This is a genomic window from Pararhizobium qamdonense (assembly GCF_029277445.1).
In the GTDB taxonomy this organism is placed as follows: Bacteria; Pseudomonadota; Alphaproteobacteria; order Rhizobiales; family Rhizobiaceae; genus Pararhizobium; species Pararhizobium qamdonense.
On record NZ_CP119566.1, the window covers coordinates 1,090,088 to 1,113,968 of the forward strand.

Sequence of the window (23,881 nt, forward strand, 5' to 3'; positions counted from 1 at the left end):
TGGTTTTTCACACCTCTTTGGGTTTTTCAAAGCTTTCCCAGGGTGTGTGAAGATTCGGTCTATCGCCACCTCTTCACGCAGATTGGCATCTCGCAATATCACAGTGCCGTGTCGCCGAAGAATTCTTGAGGTGGGAGCGTGGTCGAAACCGTTAGACCGAAAGGCTTACCTCGACCACGCCTCTGTCACTGCATCAAGAGAAAGATTGCCGATCCAGAGCGGCCTCGCTGTCGGTGGGCGGCTTAAAAGGGGCATCCCGCTCGCCTGCCAAGTGCCGATATCTTGGACTGACCTCGGAGAATATCATTTGGCCCTCGATAACGGCTGTACCAGCGGAGCTGTATTCCCCAACAGTACAAGTAGCTCGCTTTGCCGATGAACACCTGTCTTCGCAAAAATGCGTTCGAGGTATGTTCTCGCCGTCTTGAATGTTACGTTGGACCGTCGGGCGGCCTCTTGCAACGTCAGGCCTGAAGTCAGCTCGGTTGCTAGCCTCGCCTCCGCAGGAGAGAGATCGAAAAGTGCACTCAATATGCTCGGATCGGGCACAAGCGAACTTGTTTTCACGGTGGTCGCCGCAACCAGAATGTCCGCTCCGAACAGATCTCTGGCGTTGCGGATCAGTGGGATAAGGTGGAGCACTGTGGCCGGGTCACCGTTAAGCCCCGGCAGCGGAATGGATCGGACCACGGATTGTCGCCGTTTTCCAACAGCCGCCAAGCATTCCTGAAAAAGGCCATCGAGAACAGGGTTTGCGAGTGACGCTTGATCAAACGCTGCTATCTCCAGCAGGGGAGATAAGGCAGCGATCAGGTCATTGGCCGCAAGCACCCTCCCGCCCGAATTCAGAGTCATCGCAGGGAGGCCCATCGAATTTAGGGCCTCCACCGTTGAGCGCGCCCGTTCCATTCGAAGTCTCGCCGCTACAAGGCCCGCCCGAGCCATGTCGGGCCGTAAAGCATTCAGCAGTCGCACGGCTTCTTCGTTGTGATTGCCACCCGACAACCACCTCTGGAAAACGAACATCACAAGCTCGCCGCTTGGCAGCGGGATCGACGTGCAGAGGTTCGAGCCGATACCCGCCTGGCGTAACCGGATACGGATGGGGTCCTGAGCGATCTCATCCGCGGTCAGATAGTCGTCCACGTTAACGAAACTGCCTGGTTGCGTATCGCACATTCTCTGAACACTGGCACAGGTCTTCCAGAAATCGCCGCTGATAAAGTCCTCGAAAAGTCCCTGCGCGGCTGGCGAGGTCCGACCTCTGGGCGGGCAGTTATCCTCAAACACGAATAGCGTACCCGTCGCGGATTGGGTCGCCGCGCTGGTCCGATCAAGGACCTCCACCCATTGCTCGGGCAAAAACGCCGCCTCGTAAAAGCTGTCGACCAGATTTTCGATCATGAAACCTCACGAGAGGACTTAGGAGGGTTCAACCAGCAGCTATTGGAGCACAGTTCGCGCTATCGCGAAACAGCTGAATTCTGCGGAAACGTCGGCATTTGCCGACTACCAAGAGGACCATTTATCATCCACCGTCGGCACCCTGAGGAGGCAGGCGTCTATTCGCCTGCGTGTGGGCGATCCAAATGTCATTGCAGTTGCATGCTCTAACGACGCAGCTTGTCCCATTCGCAGTGGCTTATTTTATGCTGGCGATGGTTCCTGGGCCAAATTTCGCGGTCGTAGCGAACGCGAGCCTCAACTCAGACCGGTCGGACGTTCTGCGCGCGGCATTCGGAATTGCAACGGGTGCTGGCCTGCTGTCGGCGTTTGTTTCCTTGGGCGCAGGTTCTCTTTTGAGCGGGGAGACTACCCGACGCTTGCTCGCGCTAATTTTCGGCACCTATCTAATCTTTTTGGCGTTGAGATCTTGGAGCAAGGCGGCGACCCTGCGCAATTTATTCCATCTTTCGGGTGCTGTCGAAACCCGAGGCCGTTTCCGGCTGGCATTTCTCACAGCGATTGCCAATCCTGTCACTGCGATGTTCGTTGCGTCCGCGTCTCCACCCTATTCATCTCGCGGCGGGTGGGCCTTGATAGCGGTAACCGTCTTCCTGGTGGCGATAGGATGGTTCGGACTGGTCGGCCTGAGCATCTCGATGCTGAAAGGAAGGTCAGTGAACCAGCGTTGGGCCAATCTGATGAATATGACGTTCGGAGCAATTTTTATGGTTCTGGGTGTGGCAATGGTGCTCTCTGGCTCTTGAGGGCTTCGCGAGCCAAGCGAGGAGTGGCTCCCCTCTGTGGAAACTGTGAAATTCGGCTAGCAGAGCCCATTCGGAGCCTGATGGTTTCGATTTCGCGGGCGAAGTGCCCAGGTGCGATCCCGAAACCCCATGCGGGCCGACTGTTCAAAATAAACAGAGGCCTCGTAGTAAGGTAATGTCCAACACGGGATTACCCTATAGCGAGCAAAGGCAGCAACGCGATCGCGACGAGAAGCGCTAGAAGGCCGACGACCCCCAGACGCCTCATGACGGCGACCCGCCTCGTTCGGTCTCCATTCCAATCATAAGACATTATATTGCCTCCAGTATCGGAGGACGATGTAGCGTGGCAAGCTTGCATGAAACTAGGGGAACATGCCGGGAAGCGTTGCTGAAGGCAGCACAAAAAGACGGAGGGAGGGATGTCAAATCACGTGTCTCCTGAAGCGTCAAAAGTCCGCAGTTCAAGCTAGGGCCCCTGTCGCAGAGTAACCTATGTTAGGGTCAATCCGACCGTTGCCAAGGAGCGTCCTCCGCGATCCAATATTTGGACCGACATCGACGCTCCGGATGAGGTTGGTATCCCGTCGAGAGCCATTTCCCCCAGAACGCGCTTCACCTCTCCGTCTGCTGAAAGTAGATCTTCAAACTCATCCACGTCGTCGGAGCCGACATCGCCTTCCCGGTCGGCAAACGAAACTGAAAACCGGACATGGCACCCTCCTTTTGCGGCAAACCATCCTTTCGCTTGTTGGTTCCTGCCCGGTCCAGAAAGTCTTCGAGCCTGCGCATCTTTTTCAGGTGCCGGGCGTTTTAGCGCCAGCAAGAAAAAGTGGAGACCGCGATGACTGAACGAAAGCGCGACATGCCGGAAACCCCCGTTGACACTCTCAAGGAAGAAGCCTTTTCGGTTGCTTCCGAGCAAGATTTGCCCGTTGGCCGCATGGCCTCTGTAGAACACAGAGCGCGCCTTCGACACGAACTCCTCAATAAAGAGATCGATCTGTTTCGTGCTCGCCTGGAAATTATTCGGAGCCAAATAGGTGTGCTGACCAGATCGAGCATGACATGGGCGGACGCAAGCGCCCGGACCCAGCTGGGACCGTATCCGTGGGCTAAATTCCTCGCACTGTCCGCAGGGCCCTACCTGGTGACCAAAGCGCTTCGACGACTACCGATCGGATCGGTTATAGCTGTCGCCATTCCATTGGTAACCGCAGTGGTCAAACAACGAGGGAAGTAACACATGGCCTCTGTGTAGGCCAATCATACTGCCTTGTTATGTGGCCATACGGGGGGGTGCGTGAGGTGTCTGGGTAGGCAGCTGAACACCTATTTTGACGAGGTAAGAGCCCACTCGGTCTTGATAATTTTTAGCAACGGTCGGTATCTGAGTTCAACAACACCGATGGTGATTTCAGATTGCTATCAGCACACCGTCATGATGCAACAAAGGAACTCTCGTTCAAACGCCTGCTTTTCTCATAAGGTCGTCAAGCGCTTCCCCGTAAGACATCCCGGTCTCGTTGCAGTGGATCTTAAACCTGTTGATCACGCTAATGGGTGCTCTGATGAAAGCCTGGTCAATAGGCTCCTTTGACTTACGGACCCTCTCAACGCGTTGGACCGCCTCTCGGCTGACGAAGCCCGCGCGTTGAGCTGCCTCGTCACCCGTGTCATGGGGAACGTTAGAGAGCTGCGTTTCGTCACGAGGTTTGAAGTCGGAAATGTCCAGCTTGCGTTTGCCGAACCCGAAGTCGTTGGTCATTATGCAGCATCCTTGCTTTGGCTACGCAGTAGCTCGAGAATTTCGGCCGTCAACCGGATAGCATTATCAGCGGCCACGTCCAGCCCGTTCACCTTCCTCGGGTCCAGTTCGTTGAGCCCAAGGCGCTCCATGAATATTGCGTTATAGGCTTCGCGCCGATGAAGGTGCGTATTGAGGACAGGCAGCTCGTTTTGCTGCAGCTGTTGGGTAATCTCGCGCTCAATGCGTCTAACAAAGGGGGGAGGATTGGTCCGATTGAACGCTAGTACGAACGACAGCTTTCGTCCAATGTCTTCCTCGTTTTCTCGCACGAGACTGACCGCGCGCGCCGCCTGCATTGCGTCGAGCGCACTACCGCCAAGCGGTATGATCGTGAGGTCGGATCGGATCATCGCTCGCGAAGCAAGACGACTGGCGGTGCCCTCAAGGTCAACGAAAACGAACTGCGCCTTTGCCGCAGCCAAATTTATTCGGTCGCGGATTGTTGCCTCCGTCACGTCGCTTACGACCTCGACCGGAAGTCTGCTGTTTCCAGTGCGCCAATAAGAAATCGGGCGATTAGGATCAGCGTCGATGACGGTTACGTGTGCGCCTTGCTCCGCTAACGTTGTGGCAAGCACCAGCACCGTAGTTGATTTTCCGGCTCCACCTTTGGGATTGGCGGCGCAAATGACTGGCATTACGAATCTCCTAAGACGTGTGAAATAAGACATGATCCGATGTCAACGCGCAATGGCAAATACTTCTGAAATCAATATAGCGGAAAGCTATCTTCATGATTGCAATAGGATAGCAACCAGAGCGGAGGGGATCCTTAGCATGCTTCTATGCTCTGAAATCGCGGAGGATACTTGAATCCGATTTTCACAACACAAGTCTACCGTCAGCCTCCGATGACCTCGTTTCGGCACCCCCGCTGACTTTTATTAAATCGTGTGAGGACAATCCTATGTTGCGCTTTGCCAGCGGAAGTATCATCGCGCGAGGCGCCCTGCTTCCGACCGTTCGATCACTCGCCTTCGCATGCTCAAGCGAACGGAAACGTCCGCAACGAGGGTGGTAGGACCGTGCCACGGCTCCCCGTCGGCTTGTCGAAGCGTGAAAACGAAACGGCGCTAGCTCTCTAAAGTGTTCCGGCTAAACGAAACCGCACCGCAGGGGGCTTCCGCGATTATCTAAATGGCGAACCTATGCGATGTCCCCGATGTCCCCTGCATCCAATGGCTCGAATATCTGAAGCGGGCTGGCAGACTTTCATCGGCGTTACGAAGGTAGAGCGGCGTATTTCCGTACCGCGCACGATTCTCCGCCGAAAGTACCGCAGACTTAAACGGGGCGGCGACACCATCCGCCGAACGGTCCTGTCGGTGGAAGGTGACGGTTCCCAACAGAAGAAGCTCTTCACTCAACGTCACGCGCTCCGGGAGCTCCGAGAACCGATCGACCAATCTACCGCCGCGAAGGCCGTACTCGGAAACCTCGAGAACGGTCTGCACGTTCTGTTGCCAGTTAACTGGCCACCCGAGTCCCGCGAGGACCTGCGCGGCGGCGACAACGCCATCTAAGGTTTTATGATGCTGGTCTGTCAGCCCGCCAATCGGGTTGTTTCCCCAGCGGACCTTGTCCATTTCGCGCAGCGCGGACACATAGCTCTCAAACGCCGCTCCAAGGCCTGACTGCAACACCCAGCGTCCGGGGGCGTAATCGGCTTCGTCGTCCAGCCTAAATTCGACCGAGAACCGAGAAAGCCCGTTATCCTGCGCAAGCTTGAGCGCGTCGTCGACCTCTTCCTCGGAAGCGTGGGTTCTACTGAGCGAGGCTATCTGCCTCTCGTGGTACAGTTGCATCCGTTTCTCACGCGCGTCATGTGAAATCAATGTCAGCTCCGTCTTAAAGATCCTCTGCCTACAAGACTGACCGAATATTTCATCGGCCACAATATGCCGCCAATGAGCGAGGACCGCTGACGCACCACGACTTCCCCTCGCATCAAGAGCGCTTGACGCCAGCGCACTTGTTCTCTAAATGTTCCGAAATGGCCAAGATCGCACCGTCCATCATACGAATACGCTGAAAAACGACCGCTCAGGAAGCGGGGTTACGCATCGGTGTTGTGTGGTGAGTATCGTTATCCACTGCGTGATCAGCCGCTGCGTCCTTTCGAAGATGGGATGCTCCTCGTCAGCACCGAAACTCATCGGATGCCGACCGTGGAACGTATGAGATTGCCTGTCTCCATTCGTGGTCGGCAGGATGTCACGTTTCTTCTAGAACCCGATCCAGATTTGCTCCAGTGGGAGCGCACTCACCGCTCTTTTACATGCTGACGTGCGATCATGTCGAAGATGTCCTGATGCATAACGTTGAAACGAAATTGCGGCTTCAAGATGTTCCTGATGGTCCGACATACAGAGAGGGTGTGCACGAGCTATGTCTTGCGCCAGGCAGGCCCCTTGCCTCTTCTGGTGACACCATGCAAGGTCCGCGGCCGATGCGCCGTGACGAGCCCGCGCGACGGTTGACGGCCGTACTTTTGTCCCTCCTACGCGAATTGCTCGAGGTCTACTGGACGAAGCGCTGATCGAGCGGAAACAATGATGCGTCAATAATATGCGGAGGTCGTAAACTCTTCTCCACACAACAAGTATAGACCCCGGGGTCGACCAATCTCAACGGCTTCCGCTCGATCAGACGCGATGCTTCAGACTGGCAGCGGACGCTCTTGAGTGGTCGTGTGGAGATCCGGGGTCTTGATTTACGAGTCGTCGCTTCCAGGTTCCACATCGACCTGGAATCGGTTATAACTGCCGGAGCCAAACGAGGTGCAACGTGCTGAACGAAGTCCAAGAGTGGAAAAGAAGTGATGCTGAGAAACAGTTCACTGATCTCCTCGAGGGAGCGAAAGAGGGGCGTATCCAGCGGATCGCCGACGTCGACGGTACCTTTGAAGTAAAGTTCACCGCAAAATCTGACAGAGAACGCATCGGTGACGTTTTGGCTCGCGGCGGTCCCTCCGACACCTAAGCCGCATTCATCTTCACCCGGCGTACTTTTGATAGTTCGCCTGCGTGGACGTGGCTCGGACCGCCGCTCCGGGTGTGACCAGCCACATGTTAAAAGCCGGATTGTATACTCCGGGGAGTGGAAAAAAGTCGTTTATCAGCACGAAATCGTCGACGTCGCACGTGGCGATCGGAAGGTTGTGGATGATGGCTATCGCTGCGATGAAAAGGTCCTGTCCTGGCTTCTTCTCCTTGGATCCGTTGGTTTGCCAGAGGCCCCTCAAAGCATTGCAGCAGTTCATCTCTGCTAGTACCCTGGCCACGGCAGGCGTGATCGTCGGATAGACAAAATCACTCGCCAGGACCGTGTCCAGCCAGCCGGAAAGATCCGCCGCCCTGTCCGGTTGCCTTTTGCCGAGCTCGACGATCCCTTGCTGTATCTCAAGCAGCACCGGGAACGGAATGGCCAGACTATCTTGCCGCGAGAACCACTCTCTTATCGTCGGATTTTGTTTGGGCTTCTGAGCGTGGCTTAGAACATTCGTGTCGATTAGAAACAAGCTAGCCTCCTGTCAAAGACTAAAAAGTGACCAGTTGTATATGTACGGTCGCCGGTCAGAGTTAATTAAACGTAAAAAAAGGAAATGTTAAACCATCGATTTTTTCTGCGGAAACAACAGGAATGCGCGCTTGGCACGAATTCAGCGTTGATCTTGGTCTTTCCAAGTTTTTTTGCGACCCTGACCGGGCAAACTTTCAGATGTATCGGAAACGGCCTTCTGGTGACCAGTCGTTACTGATCATCCTGCATAGCCGCGCCAGCCGGGCTCTGGCGCGCGTCAGCAGGGGCACGAATCGCACCGTCGCTGCCGATTGTAGGCTTTTTATTAGGTTTCTTATCAAAGAGTCGTCCATCGAAGCTGACCGATTACGTGGGAGCGAGTTGATATCCAACAAACCACGGAGGCGAACGTGTTGCAGTGTACAGTTTTGGTAGTGGACGACGAGCCACTAATCCGCATGGCCTTATCGGATTGCCTTGCCGACGAAGGTTACGCCGTGCTCGAAGCGTCCAACGTACTCGAAGCGATCGCGGCCCTGGGTCGGCAAGAAATAGACGCGCTGATTACCGACGTAGACATGCCGGGTGCGCTGAACGGCTTCGATCTGGCCAAACTCGTTGCCAGCTACGATGCCAGACCCGCGGTGCTCGTCACCTCGGGCGGGCATATCGCCTCCGAGGCCTGTGACGCGCGGGCGTGTCTCTGGCGAAACCCTACAGGATTGACGTCCTGGCGGAGCTTGAGGATCGAATGCCGACAACGCCACGTCGGGCATCCGCTTGGATGCGGTGAAAGCTTCTTGCTTGAATTGGAGGAGGAGCGCTCGCACCTATCACCTACCGCCCGTTACGGCAGCAACCATCGCGCTGTCGCGGCCGTCCGGGTGCGCGAGGCGCGCTCCGAAAGGATTGAGCGCCTCTTGCGTGTCTGTTTATGGCGGCTTGTATGAATGCAGCCTTCCGTGCTGCTAAGCGCTTCACGAACGCTACTCCATCTGCCGAGACCGCTTGTCTCATATCAGCCAACGCCCAGATCGGACGAGTTGGTGCCTTGAGCGACTTGATCGCCCTGGGCAGCGATGGCGGTAGGTGCGGAGGGATCGCCGCGTGGCTAGGTGTCTCTATCTGGAAGCTGTTTGAACCAGGCTGTTGTTGATCGTTACAACGCGGTCACCGAAGGCGAGAATGCGAAGCATTTTGTCGGCGAGGCCGATTGCCATAAGCAGGGTGCCGTCATCGATCAGTCTTCGATCGCCATCAAGAGAGCTTGGTATGAAACCTCGCGTGAAATCTTCGTCAAGTACTACGAAGCCGATCAGGATCTGCGAGGCGGTTCGCATTGCGTCACCGAACCTAATAGTCTCAAAGCGATCCCAAGCTGCTCCTCCGCACACGATCGTAACCTCGAACCCAGCGGCTCCGTGCATGAATGCTTCTCGGAGATAAACGCCTTCAATAAAACCGTCTGCCTCGTTCGCAAGGCGCATCTCTGCGCGATGGCCGAAATTGAAATAGACGATGTCGCCCTCGAGTGACGACAAGAGGTCGTATGCTTGAGGCGCGTCATCTTGGTCTGCATTGAGGACATTGTCGGCGTCATAGGTGGTGCAGCCGTCGTTCTGCCAATCGTAGATTAAGAGGTCGAGGTGGTTAAGTAGATGTCGGCGTTTCCGAAGTTCAGCTTCCGTCATACCGCAAAACTCGGCGGCTAATAGCGACTGCGAGACGAGGCGTTGTTCCGGATTTGCGGCTTCCATTCCATCCAAGCGCTTTATCGCATCTTGCATTTTTAGGCGATATCGGTGCGCATGTAGGATGTGTTGCATTTTATACCTCCTTCTCCACGGGAGAAGTCTCTGAGATTACCTTGCAATTTAGAAGACCGTATTCTTAATAAATCTCACGCTTAGGTAACTTGACGAGGGTTTTAAAATATATTAATTGAAGTGATATTCTTTTTTGTCAATTTTAAACTATAGATAAGCGCTCATCATAGTTTAGATGTTGCGGTACCTCCGAAAATGTTCTTAAACTAAGATCTAATAGGTAAATATGCCTATTAAGAATTTGTGACATGTTTCTGATTTTGCGACATTTTCCTTGAACTTCCACACGAGAGACCGGAAATCTTCGGTCACGTCGCGTTTGCAATTTTCTGATTTACGTACATCAGATTTTCCTCTAAGGCTTTTTGCCGGAGGAAACATGCGCCCGACAGTTCACGATATTGCCGCTGCGGCAGGGGTCAGCCTTGCAACCGTCGACCGGGTTTTGAACCAGCGCGCGGGCGTGCGCACCGTCACGCGCGAACGGGTCGAGCAGGCGATCGAGCGGATCGGCTATGTCCGCGACGTCGCGGCCGCAAACCTTGCCAAGAGCAGAGTCTATCCCTTCGTGTTCATTCTGCCATGCGGCGATAATTCCTTCATGCGCGGGCTGGAGGCGCAGGTTCGCTCAGCGATGGCGCGCTCCGCTGCCGAGCGCACGGATATTTCCATCGTCTGCGTCCCCGCCTTCAATGCTCAAGCCTTGGTGACCGCGCTGGACGAGGCGCGTGCGGCCTCACCGGCGGGCGTTGCCGTGGTGGCGATCGATTCCGCCGATGTCGTGGCCGCCGTCGATCGGCTCAGCGCTGATCACATCCCTGTCGTGACCCTGGTTTCCGATCTTGCCGGTTCCAAGCGTGATCATTTTGCCGGTGTCGACAACATTGCGGCAGGCCGCACGGCCGCAAGTCTGATGGGGCGCTTTCTGGGCGGCCGTTCCGGGCCGGTTGCGGTGGTGGCCGGTTCCATGCTGGTGCGCGATCACCGCGAACGGCTTGACGGGTTCCGCGCCGTGATGGCGGAAAATTTTCCCGGACATGTGCTTTTGCCTGTCATCGAAGGGCAGGACGATCCCGCTTTGGTCGAGAGGCTGGTCGCCGGAGCGCTTGCGGCCTCGCCGGACATTGCCGGGATTTATAGCCTTGGCGCCGGCAATCGCGGCCTGATCGCAGCCTTGAAGCAGCGCTCAAATGCGGCCCCGGTCTGTGTCATCGCGCATGAGCTGACGCAGCATACGCGCGCAGCCTTGCAAGACGGACTGATCGATGCCGTCCTCAATCAGGATGCCGGGCATGAGGTGCGCAGCGCCATCCGCGTGTTGAAGGCCAAGGCCGACGGCGTTGCGGTTCTGGGCGCGCAGGAACGGATCCGCCTCGACATTTTCATCAAGGACAACCTGCCCTTCGAGCAGGGCAGCAACATAGAGATGCCCTTCGAGCAGGGCAGCAACCAGGCGCCCGGACAGGGCAGGCAAGACTAGGGAGACCATCATGTATCTCGGTATCGACCTCGGCACATCCGGGGTGAAGGCATTGCTGATCGACGGCGGCCAGCGGGTCATCGGTTCCGCGTCCGGGGCCATGGACGTGTCGCGGCCGCATCCGGGCTGGTCGGAACAGGACCCGGCCGACTGGATCCGCGCAACGGAAGAGGCCATTGCCGGATTGAAGGCGGCCCACCCTAAGGAACTGGCTGCAGTCAAGGGCATCGGCCTGTCTGGCCACATGCACGGCGCGACGCTTCTGGACGATAATGACAAGGTGCTGCGCCCCTGCATCCTGTGGAACGATACGCGCAGCCACAAGCAGGCTTTGGCGCTCGACGCCGATCCGCAGTTTCGGGCACTGACCGGCAACATCGTCTTTCCGGGCTTCACGGCCCCGAAACTGGCCTGGGTGGCGGAAAACGAACCCGAAATTTTCGAGAAGGTCGATTGGGTCCTGTTGCCGAAGGACTATCTGCGCCTGTGGCTGACTGGCGAACATATTTCCGAAATGTCGGATGCGGCCGGTACCTCCTGGCTTGATACCGGCAAGCGCGCCTGGTCGGAAAGCCTGCTCGATGCGACCGGGTTGACGGAAAGCCAGATGCCGTCCCTGATCGAAGGTACGGAGCAGGGCGGCACGTTGAAAGCGGATCTGGCTGCCAAATGGGGCATGGGCTCGGGCGTCGTCGTTGCCGGCGGGGCAGGCGACAATGCGGCTTCGGCCTGCGGCATGGGCACGGTCGGCGAAGGCCATGCCTTCGTATCGCTTGGGACCTCCGGCGTGCTGTTTGCCGCCAATGCCAGCTATCTGCCCAATCCGGCCAGTGCCGTGCATGCGTTCTGCCACGCGCTGCCCAATACCTGGCATCAGATGGGCGTCATCCTGTCGGCAACCGATGCGCTGAACTGGCATTCGGAGATCACCGGTAAAAGCGCTGCAGACCTCACCGCCGAACTCGGCGACAACCTCAATGCACCGTCCGGGGTCAGCTTCCTTCCCTATCTCTCGGGCGAGCGCACGCCATATAATGACGCATCCATCCGAGGCGTCTTTGCCGGGCTTGCCCATGAGAGCAGCCGGGTGGTTTTGACGCAGGCAGTGCTGGAAGGCGTTTCGTTTGCGCTTCGCGACAGCCTCGAGGCCTTGCGTGTCGCCGGCACCACGCTGTCACGGGTAACGGCCATTGGCGGCGGTTCGCGCTCGCGCTATTGGCTGAAATCGATCGCCACCGCCTTGAACCTGCCGGTCGATGTGCCTGCTGATGGCGATTTCGGCGCTGCGTTCGGCGCAGCGAGGCTTGGTCTGGTTGCTGCGACAAAGGCTGATCCGCTGTCCGTCTTCACGGCGCCGGAAACCGCCGAAACCATTCAGCCGGAAGCATCCCTGCACGGCGCCTACGAGGATGCCTACCAGCGCTACCGCCGTCTCTACCCGGCCATCAAGTCCGCCATGTTCTGAGCATGGCCTTGGGCCTTGCTCCGGGAGTGGATGCAAGGCCTTGCAGAATTCAATTATAAACCGAGAGGAAACACATATGAGCACAGGTTTTTTCGGCGATATCGCCAAGATCCAATATGAAGGCCCAGACAGCACCAACCCGCTGGCCTTCCGCCATTATAACCCGGATGAAATCGTCATGGGCAAGCGCATGGAAGATCACCTGCGCTTTGCGGTGGCCTATTGGCATACGTTCGTCTGGCCGGGCGGCGATCCCTTCGGTGGCCAGACATTCGAGCGGCCCTGGTTTGAAGACAGCATGCAGGCAGCCAAGCTGAAGGCTGATGTGGCATTCGAATTCTTCTCGTTGCTCGGCACGCCCTTTTATTGCTTCCATGACGCTGACGTGCGTCCGGAAGGCAAGAATTTTGCCGAGAACACCAGGAACCTCGACGAGATCGTCGATTATTTCGCGAAAAAGCAGTCCGATACCGGCGTCAAGCTGCTCTGGGGCACGGCGAACCTGTTTTCGCATCGCCGCTATATGTCGGGTGCTGCGACCAATCCGGATCCGGACGTCTTTGCCTTTGCCGCTGCGACCGTGAAGACCTGCCTCGATGCAACGTTGAAGCTCGGTGGCGAGAACTATGTGCTTTGGGGTGGCCGCGAGGGATATGAAACCCTGCTCAACACCAATGTGAAACAGGAACTCGACCAACTCGGCCGGTTCGTCAACATGGTCGTTGAATACAAGCACAAGATCGGGTTCAAGGGCGCGATCCTGATCGAGCCGAAGCCGCAGGAACCGACCAAGCATCAGTACGATTACGATGTTGCGACGGTCTATGGCTTCCTCAAGACCTACGGTCTGGAAAACGAGGTGAAGGTCAATATCGAGCAGGGTCATGCGATCCTGGCCGGCCATTCCTTCGAGCACGAGCTGGCGCTGGCCAACGCGTTCGGCATTTTCGGTTCGATCGACATGAACCGCAACGACTACCAGTCCGGCTGGGATACCGACCAGTTCCCCAACAACGTTCCGGAAATGGCGCTGGCTTATTACCAGGTCCTGTCCGGTGGCGGTTTCAAGACCGGCGGTACCAATTTCGATTCCAAGCTGCGCCGGCAGTCGATCGATCCGGAAGACCTGCTGATCGGCCATATCGGTGGCATGGATTGCTGCGCCCGGGGCCTGCGCGCCGCCGCCAAGATGGTCGAGGACAAGGCACTTTCCGGCCCGCTCGATGCACGCTACGCCGGCTGGAAATCGGCAGAAGGGCAGAAGCGCCTGACCAGCATGTCGTTGGACGAGATCACGGCCTATGTCGAAAAGACCGATCTCAACCCGCAGCCGAAATCCGGCAAGCAGGAATTGCTCGAAAACGTTGTCAACCGCTACGTCTAAGCGGACACGCGACGTTTGTTCCATAAGCATTGAAAGGGCGCCGGTAGCGCCCTTTCACGATCTCGAATGTCGAGCGGGTTCGCGCTGCATCATATGCAGAGCATGAGCGCAGATGAATTCCAGGCAGGTCCTGCCGTATGATGCGGTCTCAACAACGGCTGGGCTCGATGAATGGTTGTAGCGTCAATCGGCGGACAATCTCGGTCACTTTGTCGCATTTTTGAGAAAATAGGCCAGAAAAACAGGTTGTTACCCCTCTTTGGCTTCGACAAAAACGAGCGCTCTTAAAGGCATTGTTAACGATGCCCGCCTAATTCTCCGGTTACGCCTTAGACCATCTGCCGGCATGACGCCGATCGCGCAGCGCGCATGCCTTTCCCCGTTTCGATTTAGGATGCTCCCATATGTCTGCGCCCGTTTCCACGACCAAACACCTCAATGAACGTCTCGATTTCGTTGGGCTCGCCGGCGAAGAGCGTGCTGCTCTCGTGCGGGCACGGCCAACCATTTCCGCCTCGCTCGATGGCGCGCTCGACACGTTCTACGCGAAGGCGACCGTCCATCCGGAAACGGCGAAGTTCTTTTCCAGCGAAGCGCATGTGAAAAGCGCCAAGACCCGGCAGGTTCGCCACTGGGACCAGATCGCCTCCGGCGCCTTCGATGATAAATATGTCGATGCCGTCACGGCGATCGGCAAGACGCATGCGCGTCTCGGGCTGGAGCCGCGCTGGTATATTGGCGGTTACGCGCTGATCATGGAATCGATCATCAAGGCCGTTGTCGAAAAACATCTTGAGGGCTTCCTCTACAAGAAGAAGGCGAAGGATATCACGCTTGAAGTGACCGCGATCATGAAGGCGGCCTTCGTGGATATGGATTATGCCATCTCCGTCTATCTCGATGCGCTGCAGGAGCAGCGCGCGATCGGTGACGCCGAGCGCAAGACGCTCTCGGCACAGCAGGACGAAGCGCTGTCGGCACTTGACCGTTCGCTGACCGGCCTTGCCAAGGGCGATCTGACCGCCACGATGAACGCTGATATTGCCCCGCAGTTCGACGGCCTGAAAACCAACTTCAATTCGGCGCTCGGTACGCTCGATACCGCGCTGAGCTCCATTGTTCTTGCCGCCGACGAAACCTCCGGCAATGCGGGTGAACTGGTCACGGCTGTTGATGACATGGCCCGCCGCACCGAACAGCAGGCCGCATCGCTCGAACAGACGGCTGCAGCGCTGGAAGAAATCACCACGATTTCCAAGGAAGCGGCTCAGCGCACCGAGGAAGCCCGCCGCGTCGTCGGTCATGCCACCGCAGAGGCGCATAAATCCGGCGCGGTGGTCGAGCAGGCCGTCAGCGCCATGAGCGCGATCGAGGATTCCTCGCGCCGGATCACGCAGATCATCAGTGTTATCGACCAGATCTCGTTCCAGACCAATCTTCTCGCGCTCAATGCCGGCGTTGAAGCCGCCCGCGCCGGCGATGCCGGCAAGGGGTTTGCAGTCGTCGCCCAGGAAGTGCGCGAACTCGCGCAGAAATCGGCCGATGCGGCCAAGGAGATCAAGGGGTTGATCGACAAGTCATTCGAGGATGTGCTCAGAGGCGTTTCGCTGGTTAACCAGACGGGCGATGCGCTGCGCACCATCGGCGAGCAGGTCACCCATATCAATGGCCATATCGATGCGATTGCAGGCTCTGCACGGGAACAGGCAATCGGGATCACCGAGATCAACACGGCCGTCACCGGCATGGACCAGATGACCCAGCAGAATGCCGCGATGGTCGAACAGACCAATGCCGCGACCCACAACCTGATGCGCGTCAGCAGCAACCTGAAGGCTTTGGCCGATCAGTTCACGGTGTCGGGCGGGCGGCGTGCGCCCACGCTCGTTCGCCAGCGCAACGAACGGCGCTACGCTTAAGAGCCTTGTTGATCGTACGAGGCTCTCACGGATTTCAGCCATGGAGCGTCAGGCCGCAAGGCTCAGCGCTTCGTCCATTTCGGGGAAGGGGCCGCAACCGAGTTGCGCACGACGAGGTCGGGCCGCAGCAGGATTTCGGTTTCCGGCGGCTGGCCGTCGGACAGAAGTTCCAGCAACAGCGCCATCGCGTGTTTGCCGATCGCCGTTCGCGGCTGGCGGATCGTGGTCAGTGCCGGCGACATGAAGCTTGCCTGCGGCACATCGTCAAAGCCGGTCACGGAAAAATCGCGCGGGATATCATAGCCGCGCGCGCCAAGCCCGATCATCACGCCGATCGCCGTCTGGTCGTTGACGCACATGAAGGCCGTCGGCAGCGTGTCACGCATGAACAGCTGCTCGACCGCCAGCCGGCCGCTTTCGATCGTGCCGTCGCCTTCAAAGACAATGCGCTGATCGGCGCTGACATTGGCTGCGTCAAGTCCCGCTTCATAACCGATCCGGCGGCGGCTATAGGCAAGCCGGGTGCGGGAATCACCGATGAAGGCGATCTTGCGATGGCCTTCGGCGATCAGCAGATCGATCACCTTGCGGGCACCCTCGGTATCATCGACGCCGACATAGGGAATGCCGCCATTGAAAACCGGCTCGAACACGCCGACGCTGGGCGGCAGCCTCGCCGTCATCGACTGGTGGCCGAAGGGCAGGATGCCGGTAAACAGGATCAGCCCGGCAGCCTGGTTCGAATTGAGGAATTTCAGATATTCCAGCCCGCGCTGGGCGTCATTTTGCGTATGGCCGATCAGCACGCCGTATCCATGCGAGCGCGCCTCGTTTTCCAGGCCGACGAGAATATTGGAGAAATTCGGGTCGCCGATATCCGGCGCCACGACGAGAATCATGTTGGAACGGCCGAGCCTGAGGCTGCGCGCCATGGCATTGGTCGTGTAGCCGGTAATGGCGATCGCTTGACTGACTTTCAACCGCGTCGAATTGGCAACCTTTTCCGGCATATGGATGGCGCGCGACACCGTTGCGATCGACACTTCCGCGATCCGGGCGACGTCTTCAATGGTTGCCGGCGTGGAATTCGACACTGCGCTCTGCCTTGGATTTTAGTCTCGGCGGGACACTACACAGACTTACCCGGAGGTCAAAGCCTGCTCGAAGAATTTCTCAGTTATGCCCTGATGTAAACCTTTACATGGTCAATGTAAAGGTTTACATAGCTTTTAAGCGGATGGGAGCCGCAGGGAGGAATTCATGAGTTCGCAGACCAGCGGCGCCAGTGACGGCGCGGTCGTGCTATCTGCACGGCGCATCAGCAAGTCGTTTAACGGCGTGCAGGTCCTGTTCAGCGTCGATTTCGATCTGCGTGCCGGCGAAATTCATGCCCTGATGGGGGAAAATGGGGCCGGCAAGTCCACGCTCGTCAAGATCCTTTCCGGTTTCGAGCAGCCGACATCCGGCGAAATCATCCTCGATGGACAGCCGGTCAAGCTGCCGCCGAACGGTGCGGCTGAAGCGCTTGGCATCGTCATCATTCACCAGGAATTCAATCTTGCAGAGCATCTGACCGTCACCGAGAGCCTGTTTCTCGGCCGCGAAGTCACGCGTTTCGGCGTGCTCGACCGCAAGTTCATGCGGGCTGAAACGCGCCGTGTTCTCGATCTGCTCGGGTCGCATGTGGACGAAAACGCGATGATCAGTTCGCTGTCGATCGCCGACAAGCAGATGGTCGAGATCGCCAAGGCAATCAGCCGCGATGCCCGTGTCGTCTTCATGGACGAGCCGACTGCAGTTCTGTCCCGCGATGAAACCAATTTCCTGTTCAAGCAGGTGCGCAAGCTGCGCGACCAGGGCACCAGCTTTGTCTTCGTGTCGCACAAGCTTGACGAGGTCATGGAGCTGACCGACCGCGTCACCGTGCTGCGTGACGGCCAATGGATCAAGACCTCGCCGACATCGATCCTCGACGGCGAATCGATTGCCCAGCTGATGGTTGGTCGCGAGCTTTCCAAGCTTTATCCGGCCAAGCGCGAACCCGATGTTGATGAGGAGGTCGTGCTGAGCGTCGATGCGCTCTCGACCGGTTATGTGAAGGACGCGACTTTCGAGGTTCGCAAGGGCGAAATCCTCGGCTTTTCCGGGATGATCGGCTCCGGCCGCACGGAGCTGATGGAGGCGATTGCGGGTTTGAGGTCGCGCGCGTCGGGAGAGGTGATTATTCGCGGCGAGACGGTTCCGTCAGGCGATGTGCATGCCGCCAACCGGCGCGGGCTTGCCTATATGACCAAGGACCGCAAGTCGAAGGGCCTGCTGCTCAATTCGCGCATGACTGCCAATCTGACGCTGCAGTCGCTCGAAAACCACGGCAAGCTGGGTTACCTCAGCCCCGCCAGCGAGGCGCAGGCGCTGGAGCGTGCGCGCCGCCGCTTCGATATCAGGGTGCGTGACGGCAATGTCGTGGCCGGACGCATGTCGGGCGGCAACCAGCAGAAGCTGCTGCTCGCCAAGGTGATGGAAACCGAGCCCGAGATCATCATCATCGACGAGCCCACCCGCGGCATCGATGTCGGCACCAAACAGCAGATCTATCATTTCATCTCGGCGCTGGCGCGCGACGGCCGTTCCATCATCGTCGTCTCCTCGGAAATGCCCGAGGTCATCGGCCTTTGCACCCGCGTTGCGGTGATGCGGGAAGGGCGGATCGTCGGCATGCTGGAAGGCGATGAAATCTCCGAACAGGAGATCATGCGCTATGCGGCCGGATTGAAGAAAAAGGCCGCAGCCTGAACTTTTGATGCGCAAGCGGCGCGCTGAAATACAAACCCCAGGGATAATGGGACGGGAGGTTGGAGTGGACACGAGCGTGAATGAGGAAACCCGGGACGTGCGGCGCCGGAACTGGCGGGATATTGACCTTCGGGCCGTCGCGCCCTTTGCCGCCTTGATCTTGCTTCTCATCCTCGGCGCGCTCGTCAATCCGAATTTCATCGGGTTGAACAACCTCGCCAATGTCGCGACCCGCAGCGCCTTCATCGCCATCATCGCGATCGGCGCCACTTTTGTCATTTCATCCGGCGATCTTGATCTGTCGGTCGGGGCCATGGTCGCCTTCGTCGCCAGCCTGATGATCCTGTTCATGAATTCCGGCGTTATCGCCGACCCGGCCCTGATGCTGACGGCAGCCGTGCTCTTTGCCGTCGTTGCCGGATCGCTCTGCGGCCTTGCCAATGGGTTGATTACAACGGTCGGACGCATCGAGCCGTTTATCGCGACGCTCGGCACGATGGGTATCTATCGCGGCCTCACCACCTGGCTGTCGCAGGGCGGGGCGATCACGCTGAAGGACCCGGCGCTGCAGGAGATCTACCGGCCCGCCTATTTCGGCTCCATTCTGGGTGTGCCGGTGCCGATCGCGGTGATCCTGGCGGTGACCTGTGTTGCGGCGTTCATTCTCTACCGCACCCGCTACGGCCGCCATGTGGTTGCCGTCGGCTCGAACGCCGATGTGGCCCGCTATTCCGGCATTCCGGTCAACCGGGTTCGCACCATCGCCTTCGTGATCCAGGGGCTTTGCGTGGCGATTGCGGTCCTGCTCTATGTGCCGCGCCTCGGCTCGACCTCGGCCACGACAGGCATTCTGTGGGAACTCCAGGCCATCACGGCCGTCGTCGTCGGCGGTACCGCGCTAAAGGGCGGCGCCGGTCGGGTCTGGGGCACGATCTGCGGTGCCTTCATCCTGGAACTGGTCGGCAATATCATGCTGCTGTCCAATTTCATCAGCGAATATCTGATCGGCGCCATCCAGGGCACGATCATCATTGTTGCGATGCTCGTCCAGCGCTCGCTGGTTCGGAAATCGTAAACTGCCGGGTTCAGGGGGTCGCCCGGTCTCAAAGACTGCAAGACCCGCATCACTAGGGAGAGAGAAACATGCGTAAGGGATTATTGGGCGCTGCAGCCGTCGCCGTGATGGCGCTGACCGGCGTGGCCCATGCACAGGAAGAAAAGAAGGTCACGATCGGCGTTTCGATCCCGGCCGCCGACCATGGCTGGACCTCCGGCGTGGTGTTCCATGCCGAGCGTGTCGCCAAGCTTCTGATGGCAAGCCATCCGGGCCTCAACGTCATCGTCAAGACCTCGCCGGATCCGGCAAGCCAGGCCAATGCCGTTCAGGACCTTGAAACCCAGGGTATCGACGCGCTGGTCATCCTGCCATCCGATCCGGATCCGCTGGTCAACGCCATCAAGGAAGTCAAGAGCAAGGGCACGTTCGTCGCCATCGTCGACCGCGCACCGTCGGTCAACGACAACACTGTGCGCGACCTCTATGTGGCCGGCAACAATCCGGCGCTTGGCCAGACGGCCGGCGAATATATCAAGGCAACGACCCCGGACGCTGAAGTCGTCATCATCCGCGGCCTGCCGATCCCGATCGACCAGCAGCGCCAGGACGGCTTCGACAAGGGTATCGAAGGCTCCAATGTCAAGGTTCTCGACCGCCAGTTCGGCAACTGGAACCGCGACGATGCCTTCAAGGTCATGCAGGACTACCTGACAAAGTACCCGAAGATCGACGTCGTATGGTGCCAGGACGACGACATGGCTGTCGGCGTACTGCAGGCCATCGATCAGGCCAAGCGCACCGACATCCAGTATGTCGTGGCCGGTGCCGGTTCCAAGGACATGATCAAGAAGGTCATGGACGGCGACAAGATGATCCCGGTCGATGTGCTCTATCCGCCGGCAATGGTTGGTACCGCACTCGAAATGACCGTTGCGAATTTCTACGGTCAGGTTCCGGTTCGCGGCGTCTACACGATCGATGCGACGCTCGTGACCAAGGACAATGCCAAGGACTTCTACTTCCCCGATTCACCATTCTGATCGGTTCTGCAAGCTGCCGGGCGCCCGCGAAAACGGGCGCCCATTTTTATGGGATCAGGCTGCGCAATTCTTTGGTTTCAGTTCTGTGGTTTCAGTTTTGCGGCACGTACCTCTTGCCGCCATGCGGCGTCCGTGATTAGGTTCCGGCGCACTGGAATTGCGGCTGTCCCACCAGTTGGCCGTTATCGGCAAGAGGCGTCTTGCCCTCGATGAACGGCGTGTTGACACACTTCGAAAACGTTTACGGTCGATAATCAGGGAGGAATCTGACATGAAGACCATCAAGGGCCCCGCGCTCTTCCTCGGACAATTCGCCGGCGATGCCGCTCCCTTCAATTCATGGGATTCGATCACCAAATGGGCTGCCGATTGCGGCTATATCGGCGTGCAGGTTCCGACCTGGGCGAGCCAGCTGATCGACCTGAAAAAGGCAGCCACCTCCAAAGATTATTGCGACGAATTTGCCGGCAAGGCGCGCGAGAACGGTATCGAGGTGACCGAGCTTTCGACCCATCTTCAGGGTCAGCTGGTTGCGGTCAATCCGGTCTATGACGAAGCCTTCGATGGTTTTGCCGCACCCGAAGTGCGCGGCAATCCGAAGGCGCGGCAGGAATGGGCGGTCGAGCAGGTCAAGTTGGCGCTGACGGCGTCGAAGCATCTCGGCATCAAGGCGCATGCGACCTTTTCCGGCGCGCTGGCCTGGCCGTTCATGTATCCATGGCCGCAGCGTCCGGCCGGGCTGGTGGAAACCGCTTTTGACGAACTGGCCCGCCGCTGGAAACCGATCCTTGACCATGCCGAAGATTGCGGCGTTGATATCGCCTATGAGATCCATCCGGGCGAAGACCTGCATGATGGCGTCACCTTCGAGATGTTCCTCGAGCGTGTCGGCAACCATCCGCGCGCCAACATGCTCTACGATCCCTCGCATTACATTCTTCAGTGCCTGGATTATCTCGACAATATCGACATCTATCACGAGCGCATCAAGATGTTCCACGTCAAGGATGCCGAGTTCAATCCGACCGGGCGCCAGGGCGTCTATGGCGGTTACCAAGGCTGGGTCAACCGGGCCGGGCGCTTCCGCTCGCCGGGCGATGGCCAGGTCGATTTCGGCGCGGTGTTCTCGAAACTGACGGCGAATGATTTCGACGGCTGGGCCGTGGTCGAATGGGAATGCGCGCTGAAACATCCGGAAGACGGCGCGCGCGAAGGTGCGGAATTCGTCAAGCACCACATCATCCGCGTCACCGAAAAAGCCTTCGACGATTTCGCCGACAGCGGCACGGACGATGCGGCCAACCGGCGGATGCTGGGGCTTTGATTTTCTACCCTCCCCTTGAGGGGGAGGGTCGGCGCGCAGCGCCGGGGTGGGGTGATTTCCGCGAGATCCAAAGCGTCACCCCCACCCGCAGCTTCGCTGCGACCTCCCCCCTCAAGGGGGAGGTGGACGTCTCCGCAAACTTAAAGATTCAAGGGAGAACATCATGGCAATCGAAGGAACCACTGAGGTTCGCGAAAAGGAGATCCGTCTCGGCATGGTCGGCGGCGGTTCGGGTGCGTTTATCGGCGCTGTTCACCGCATGGCCGCGCGGCTGGATGATCAGTTCGAACTGGTGGCCGGCGCCCTGTCATCGACGCCGGACAAGGCGAAAGCCTCAGGTGCCGAACTCGGTCTTGATCCGCAGCGCAGCTATTCCGACTTCAAGGAAATGGCGATCCGCGAGGCCAAGCTGAAAAACGGCATCGAGGCGGTGGCCATCGTCACGCCGAACCATGTGCATTACGAGGCGGCCCGCGAGTTCTTGAAGCGCGGTATCCATGTGATCTGCGACAAGCCTTTGACCTCGACGCTGTCGGACGCAAGGAAGCTGAAGAAGCTGGCCGACGAGAGCGATGCGCTGTTTGTGCTGACGCATAATTACACCGGCTATCCGATGGTCCGCCAGGCCCGTGAGATGATCGAGAATGGTGATATTGGCGCCGTCCGCCTCGTGCAGATGGAATATCCGCAGGATTGGCTGACGGAGAATATTGAACAATCCGGCCAGAAACAGGCCGCATGGCGCACCGATCCGGCAAAGTCCGGTGCGGGTGGTTCCACCGGCGATATCGGCACACATGCCTATAATCTCGGAGCCTTCGTTTCCGGTCTCGAACTGGAAGAGCTTGCTGCCGATCTCGACAGTTTCGTCGAAGGCCGGGCTTTGGACGACAATGCCCATGTGATGATGCGCTTCAAGGCAAAGAACGGCCAGCGGGCCAAGGGCATGCTCTGGTGCAGCCAGGTTGCGCCCGGCCACGAGAACGGCCTGATGGTCCGCGTCTATGGCACCAAGGGTGGCCTCGAATGGACGCAGAAGGACCCGAACTATCTCTGGTACACGCCGTTCGGCGAACCCAAGCGCCTGATCACCCGCAACGGCGCCGGCTCCGGCCCTGCCGCCGCCCGCGTCTCCCGCATCCCGTCAGGCCATCCGGAAGGCTATCTCGAAGGTTTTGCCAATATCTACACGGAGGCCGCCCGCGCCATCTTTGCCAAGCGTAAAGGCGAGGCCGTCGATCCGGCCGTCACCTATCCGACAATCGATGACGGCATGAAGGGTATGGTGTTCGTCGATGCCTGCGTGCAGTCGTCGAAGCGGAATGGCGCCTGGATCAAGGTTTAGGCGTCTTCGCGGTCTTTATCCGGTTTGCGCATGCTGCTATGCTAACTGTTATTGTCTTGTGCCAGCGGACACACAGGAACTAGCATGGCGAGCAGCGCAAATCTCGGGCAACATCTGGAAGACTATGTGACCGATCTGGTGAAAAACGGGCGCTACAATTCGCGCAGCGAGGTGCTGCGGGAAGGCGTCCGTCTGATCGAGGATCGCGAGAAAAGACTGGCGGCACTCGACCAGTCGATCGCTCAAGGGCTTGCCGATGTGAAAGCTGGCCGGGTGAAACCCGCCAAGGATGTGCTTGAGCGCCTGCTGGCCAAATATGAGGGCGAGGCGAAAGACAGCGATTCGTGATCGTCGTTTTCACCGCCGCTGCCGAGGCGGACCTTGAGCAAATCGCCGATTATATTTCTTACGGCAATCCGCGCCGGGCCGCAACCTTTGTTCGGGAGCTGATTGATCGTTGCGAACGGCTGGCGCAATCTCCCCAGGCGTTTCCTCTCGTGCCGCGTTATGCTGAGGCAGGTGTCAGACGGCGTCCCTATCGGGGCTACCTGATTTTTTACTCAGTCAATGAGGACAGGGTAGACGTCCTGCACATTCTGAACGGTGTTCAGGATTATGAAGCCATTCTTTTTCCCAAAGCCTGAATACCCCATCCTTGCCGGGGGGGCGAACCTGCAACCCTTAACCGGGTTCGAGGTTGACTTTT

General features: G+C 58.2%; 21 protein-coding genes and 1 pseudogene. 14 read left to right on the forward strand and 8 right to left on the reverse strand.

The features are described from left to right. Positions 1 to 303: 303 nt before the first annotated feature. Positions 304 to 1,404: a helix-turn-helix transcriptional regulator gene (locus PYR65_RS05135; RefSeq protein ID WP_276120174.1), complete on the reverse strand. Its 1,101-nt coding sequence runs from the start codon at positions 1,402 to 1,404 to the stop codon at positions 304 to 306. A gap of 185 nt (positions 1,405 to 1,589) precedes the next feature. Between PYR65_RS05135 and PYR65_RS05140 the strand changes: the two genes are divergently transcribed. Next, on the forward strand, positions 1,590 to 2,210 hold the full coding sequence (locus tag PYR65_RS05140; RefSeq protein WP_276120175.1) for a LysE family translocator: 621 nt from the start codon (positions 1,590 to 1,592) through the stop codon (positions 2,208 to 2,210). A gap of 493 nt (positions 2,211 to 2,703) precedes the next feature. Here the strand turns inward: PYR65_RS05140 and PYR65_RS05145 are convergent, their stop codons facing one another. From PYR65_RS05145 to PYR65_RS05160, 4 genes are all read right to left on the reverse strand, one after another. Beyond that, entirely contained in the window at positions 2,704 to 3,249 is a 546-nt protein-coding gene (locus tag PYR65_RS05145) for a DUF6894 family protein (RefSeq protein WP_276120176.1), read from the reverse strand. Between the two features lie 426 nt (positions 3,250 to 3,675). Beyond that, positions 3,676 to 3,978, reverse strand: coding sequence for a hypothetical protein (locus tag PYR65_RS05150; protein WP_276120177.1), 303 nt, complete (start codon positions 3,976 to 3,978; stop codon positions 3,676 to 3,678). Then, on the reverse strand, positions 3,978 to 4,658 hold the full coding sequence (locus tag PYR65_RS05155) for a ParA family protein (protein WP_276120178.1): 681 nt from the start codon (positions 4,656 to 4,658) through the stop codon (positions 3,978 to 3,980). Before PYR65_RS05155 ends, PYR65_RS05150 begins: the two co-directional genes overlap by 1 nt. A gap of 495 nt (positions 4,659 to 5,153) precedes the next feature. After that, a complete protein-coding gene (locus tag PYR65_RS05160) occupies positions 5,154 to 5,855 on the reverse strand; it encodes a hypothetical protein (protein WP_276120179.1) in 702 nt (233 codons plus the stop codon). 952 nt (positions 5,856 to 6,807) lie between these two features. Here PYR65_RS05160 and PYR65_RS05165 point away from each other — a divergent pair. Further along, entirely contained in the window at positions 6,808 to 7,002 is a 195-nt protein-coding gene (locus PYR65_RS05165) for a hypothetical protein (RefSeq protein ID WP_276120180.1), read from the forward strand. Positions 7,003 to 7,015: 13 nt separating this feature from the next. Here the strand turns inward: PYR65_RS05165 and PYR65_RS05170 are convergent, their stop codons facing one another. Further along, positions 7,016 to 7,540, reverse strand: coding sequence for a PIN domain-containing protein (locus tag PYR65_RS05170; RefSeq protein ID WP_276120181.1), 525 nt, complete (start codon positions 7,538 to 7,540; stop codon positions 7,016 to 7,018). 460 nt (positions 7,541 to 8,000) lie between these two features. Between PYR65_RS05170 and PYR65_RS05175 the strand changes: the two genes are divergently transcribed. Further along, positions 8,001 to 8,492, forward strand: coding sequence for a response regulator (locus PYR65_RS05175; protein WP_328518499.1), 492 nt, complete (start codon positions 8,001 to 8,003; stop codon positions 8,490 to 8,492). 171 nt (positions 8,493 to 8,663) lie between these two features. On the opposite strand, the gene PYR65_RS05180 is transcribed toward PYR65_RS05175, so the two are convergent. Continuing rightward, complete coding sequence (locus PYR65_RS05180) at positions 8,664 to 9,368, reverse strand: hypothetical protein (protein WP_276120182.1); 705 nt, start codon at positions 9,366 to 9,368, stop codon at positions 8,664 to 8,666. 379 nt (positions 9,369 to 9,747) lie between these two features. Between PYR65_RS05180 and PYR65_RS05185 the strand changes: the two are divergent. From PYR65_RS05185 to PYR65_RS05200, 4 genes and pseudogenes are all read left to right on the forward strand, one after another. Next, positions 9,748 to 10,770 (forward strand): annotated as a pseudogene (locus tag PYR65_RS05185) (LacI family DNA-binding transcriptional regulator); the annotation flags it as partial. An 88-nt stretch (positions 10,771 to 10,858) separates the two neighbouring features. Next, the gene (gene xylB / locus PYR65_RS05190) at positions 10,859 to 12,313 is read left to right on the forward strand and encodes a xylulokinase (protein WP_276120183.1); all 1,455 of its coding nucleotides are present in this window, start codon (positions 10,859 to 10,861) and stop codon (positions 12,311 to 12,313) included. Positions 12,314 to 12,389: 76 nt separating this feature from the next. After that, positions 12,390 to 13,697 carry a xylose isomerase gene (xylA, locus tag PYR65_RS05195; RefSeq protein ID WP_276120184.1) on the forward strand — a complete coding sequence of 436 codons (1,308 nt, stop codon included), beginning with the start codon at positions 12,390 to 12,392 and terminating at the stop codon, positions 13,695 to 13,697. Between the two features lie 404 nt (positions 13,698 to 14,101). Beyond that, positions 14,102 to 15,616 carry a methyl-accepting chemotaxis protein gene (locus PYR65_RS05200; RefSeq protein ID WP_276120185.1) on the forward strand — a complete coding sequence of 505 codons (1,515 nt, stop codon included), beginning with the start codon at positions 14,102 to 14,104 and terminating at the stop codon, positions 15,614 to 15,616. A gap of 62 nt (positions 15,617 to 15,678) precedes the next feature. Here the strand turns inward: PYR65_RS05200 and PYR65_RS05205 are convergent, their stop codons facing one another. Then, positions 15,679 to 16,710, reverse strand: a complete 1,032-nt coding sequence (locus PYR65_RS05205; protein WP_060639260.1) for a LacI family DNA-binding transcriptional regulator — start codon at positions 16,708 to 16,710, stop codon at positions 15,679 to 15,681. A gap of 166 nt (positions 16,711 to 16,876) precedes the next feature. Between PYR65_RS05205 and PYR65_RS05210 the strand changes: the two genes are divergently transcribed. The 7 genes from PYR65_RS05210 (at position 16,877) to PYR65_RS05240 (ending at position 23,819) form a co-directional block, all read left to right on the forward strand. Continuing rightward, positions 16,877 to 18,409 (forward strand): sugar ABC transporter ATP-binding protein, encoded by a 1,533-nt coding sequence (locus PYR65_RS05210; RefSeq protein ID WP_276120186.1) that lies wholly within the window; start codon positions 16,877 to 16,879, stop codon positions 18,407 to 18,409. A gap of 46 nt (positions 18,410 to 18,455) precedes the next feature. Beyond that, positions 18,456 to 19,484: an ABC transporter permease gene (locus PYR65_RS05215; protein WP_060639262.1), complete on the forward strand. Its 1,029-nt coding sequence runs from the start codon at positions 18,456 to 18,458 to the stop codon at positions 19,482 to 19,484. Between the two features lie 68 nt (positions 19,485 to 19,552). Continuing rightward, on the forward strand, positions 19,553 to 20,506 hold the full coding sequence (locus PYR65_RS05220; RefSeq protein WP_276120187.1) for a substrate-binding domain-containing protein: 954 nt from the start codon (positions 19,553 to 19,555) through the stop codon (positions 20,504 to 20,506). Between the two features lie 271 nt (positions 20,507 to 20,777). Next, positions 20,778 to 21,830, forward strand: coding sequence for a sugar phosphate isomerase/epimerase family protein (locus tag PYR65_RS05225; protein WP_060639264.1), 1,053 nt, complete (start codon positions 20,778 to 20,780; stop codon positions 21,828 to 21,830). Positions 21,831 to 21,993: 163 nt separating this feature from the next. After that, positions 21,994 to 23,175, forward strand: a complete 1,182-nt coding sequence (locus tag PYR65_RS05230) for a Gfo/Idh/MocA family protein (protein ID WP_276120188.1) — start codon at positions 21,994 to 21,996, stop codon at positions 23,173 to 23,175. Positions 23,176 to 23,259: 84 nt separating this feature from the next. Continuing rightward, entirely contained in the window at positions 23,260 to 23,523 is a 264-nt protein-coding gene (locus tag PYR65_RS05235; protein ID WP_060639266.1) for a type II toxin-antitoxin system ParD family antitoxin, read from the forward strand. Then, a complete protein-coding gene (locus PYR65_RS05240; protein ID WP_276120189.1) occupies positions 23,520 to 23,819 on the forward strand; it encodes a type II toxin-antitoxin system RelE/ParE family toxin in 300 nt (99 codons plus the stop codon). The genes PYR65_RS05235 and PYR65_RS05240 overlap by 4 nt, the downstream gene beginning before the upstream one ends. Positions 23,820 to 23,881 lie beyond the last annotated feature (62 nt).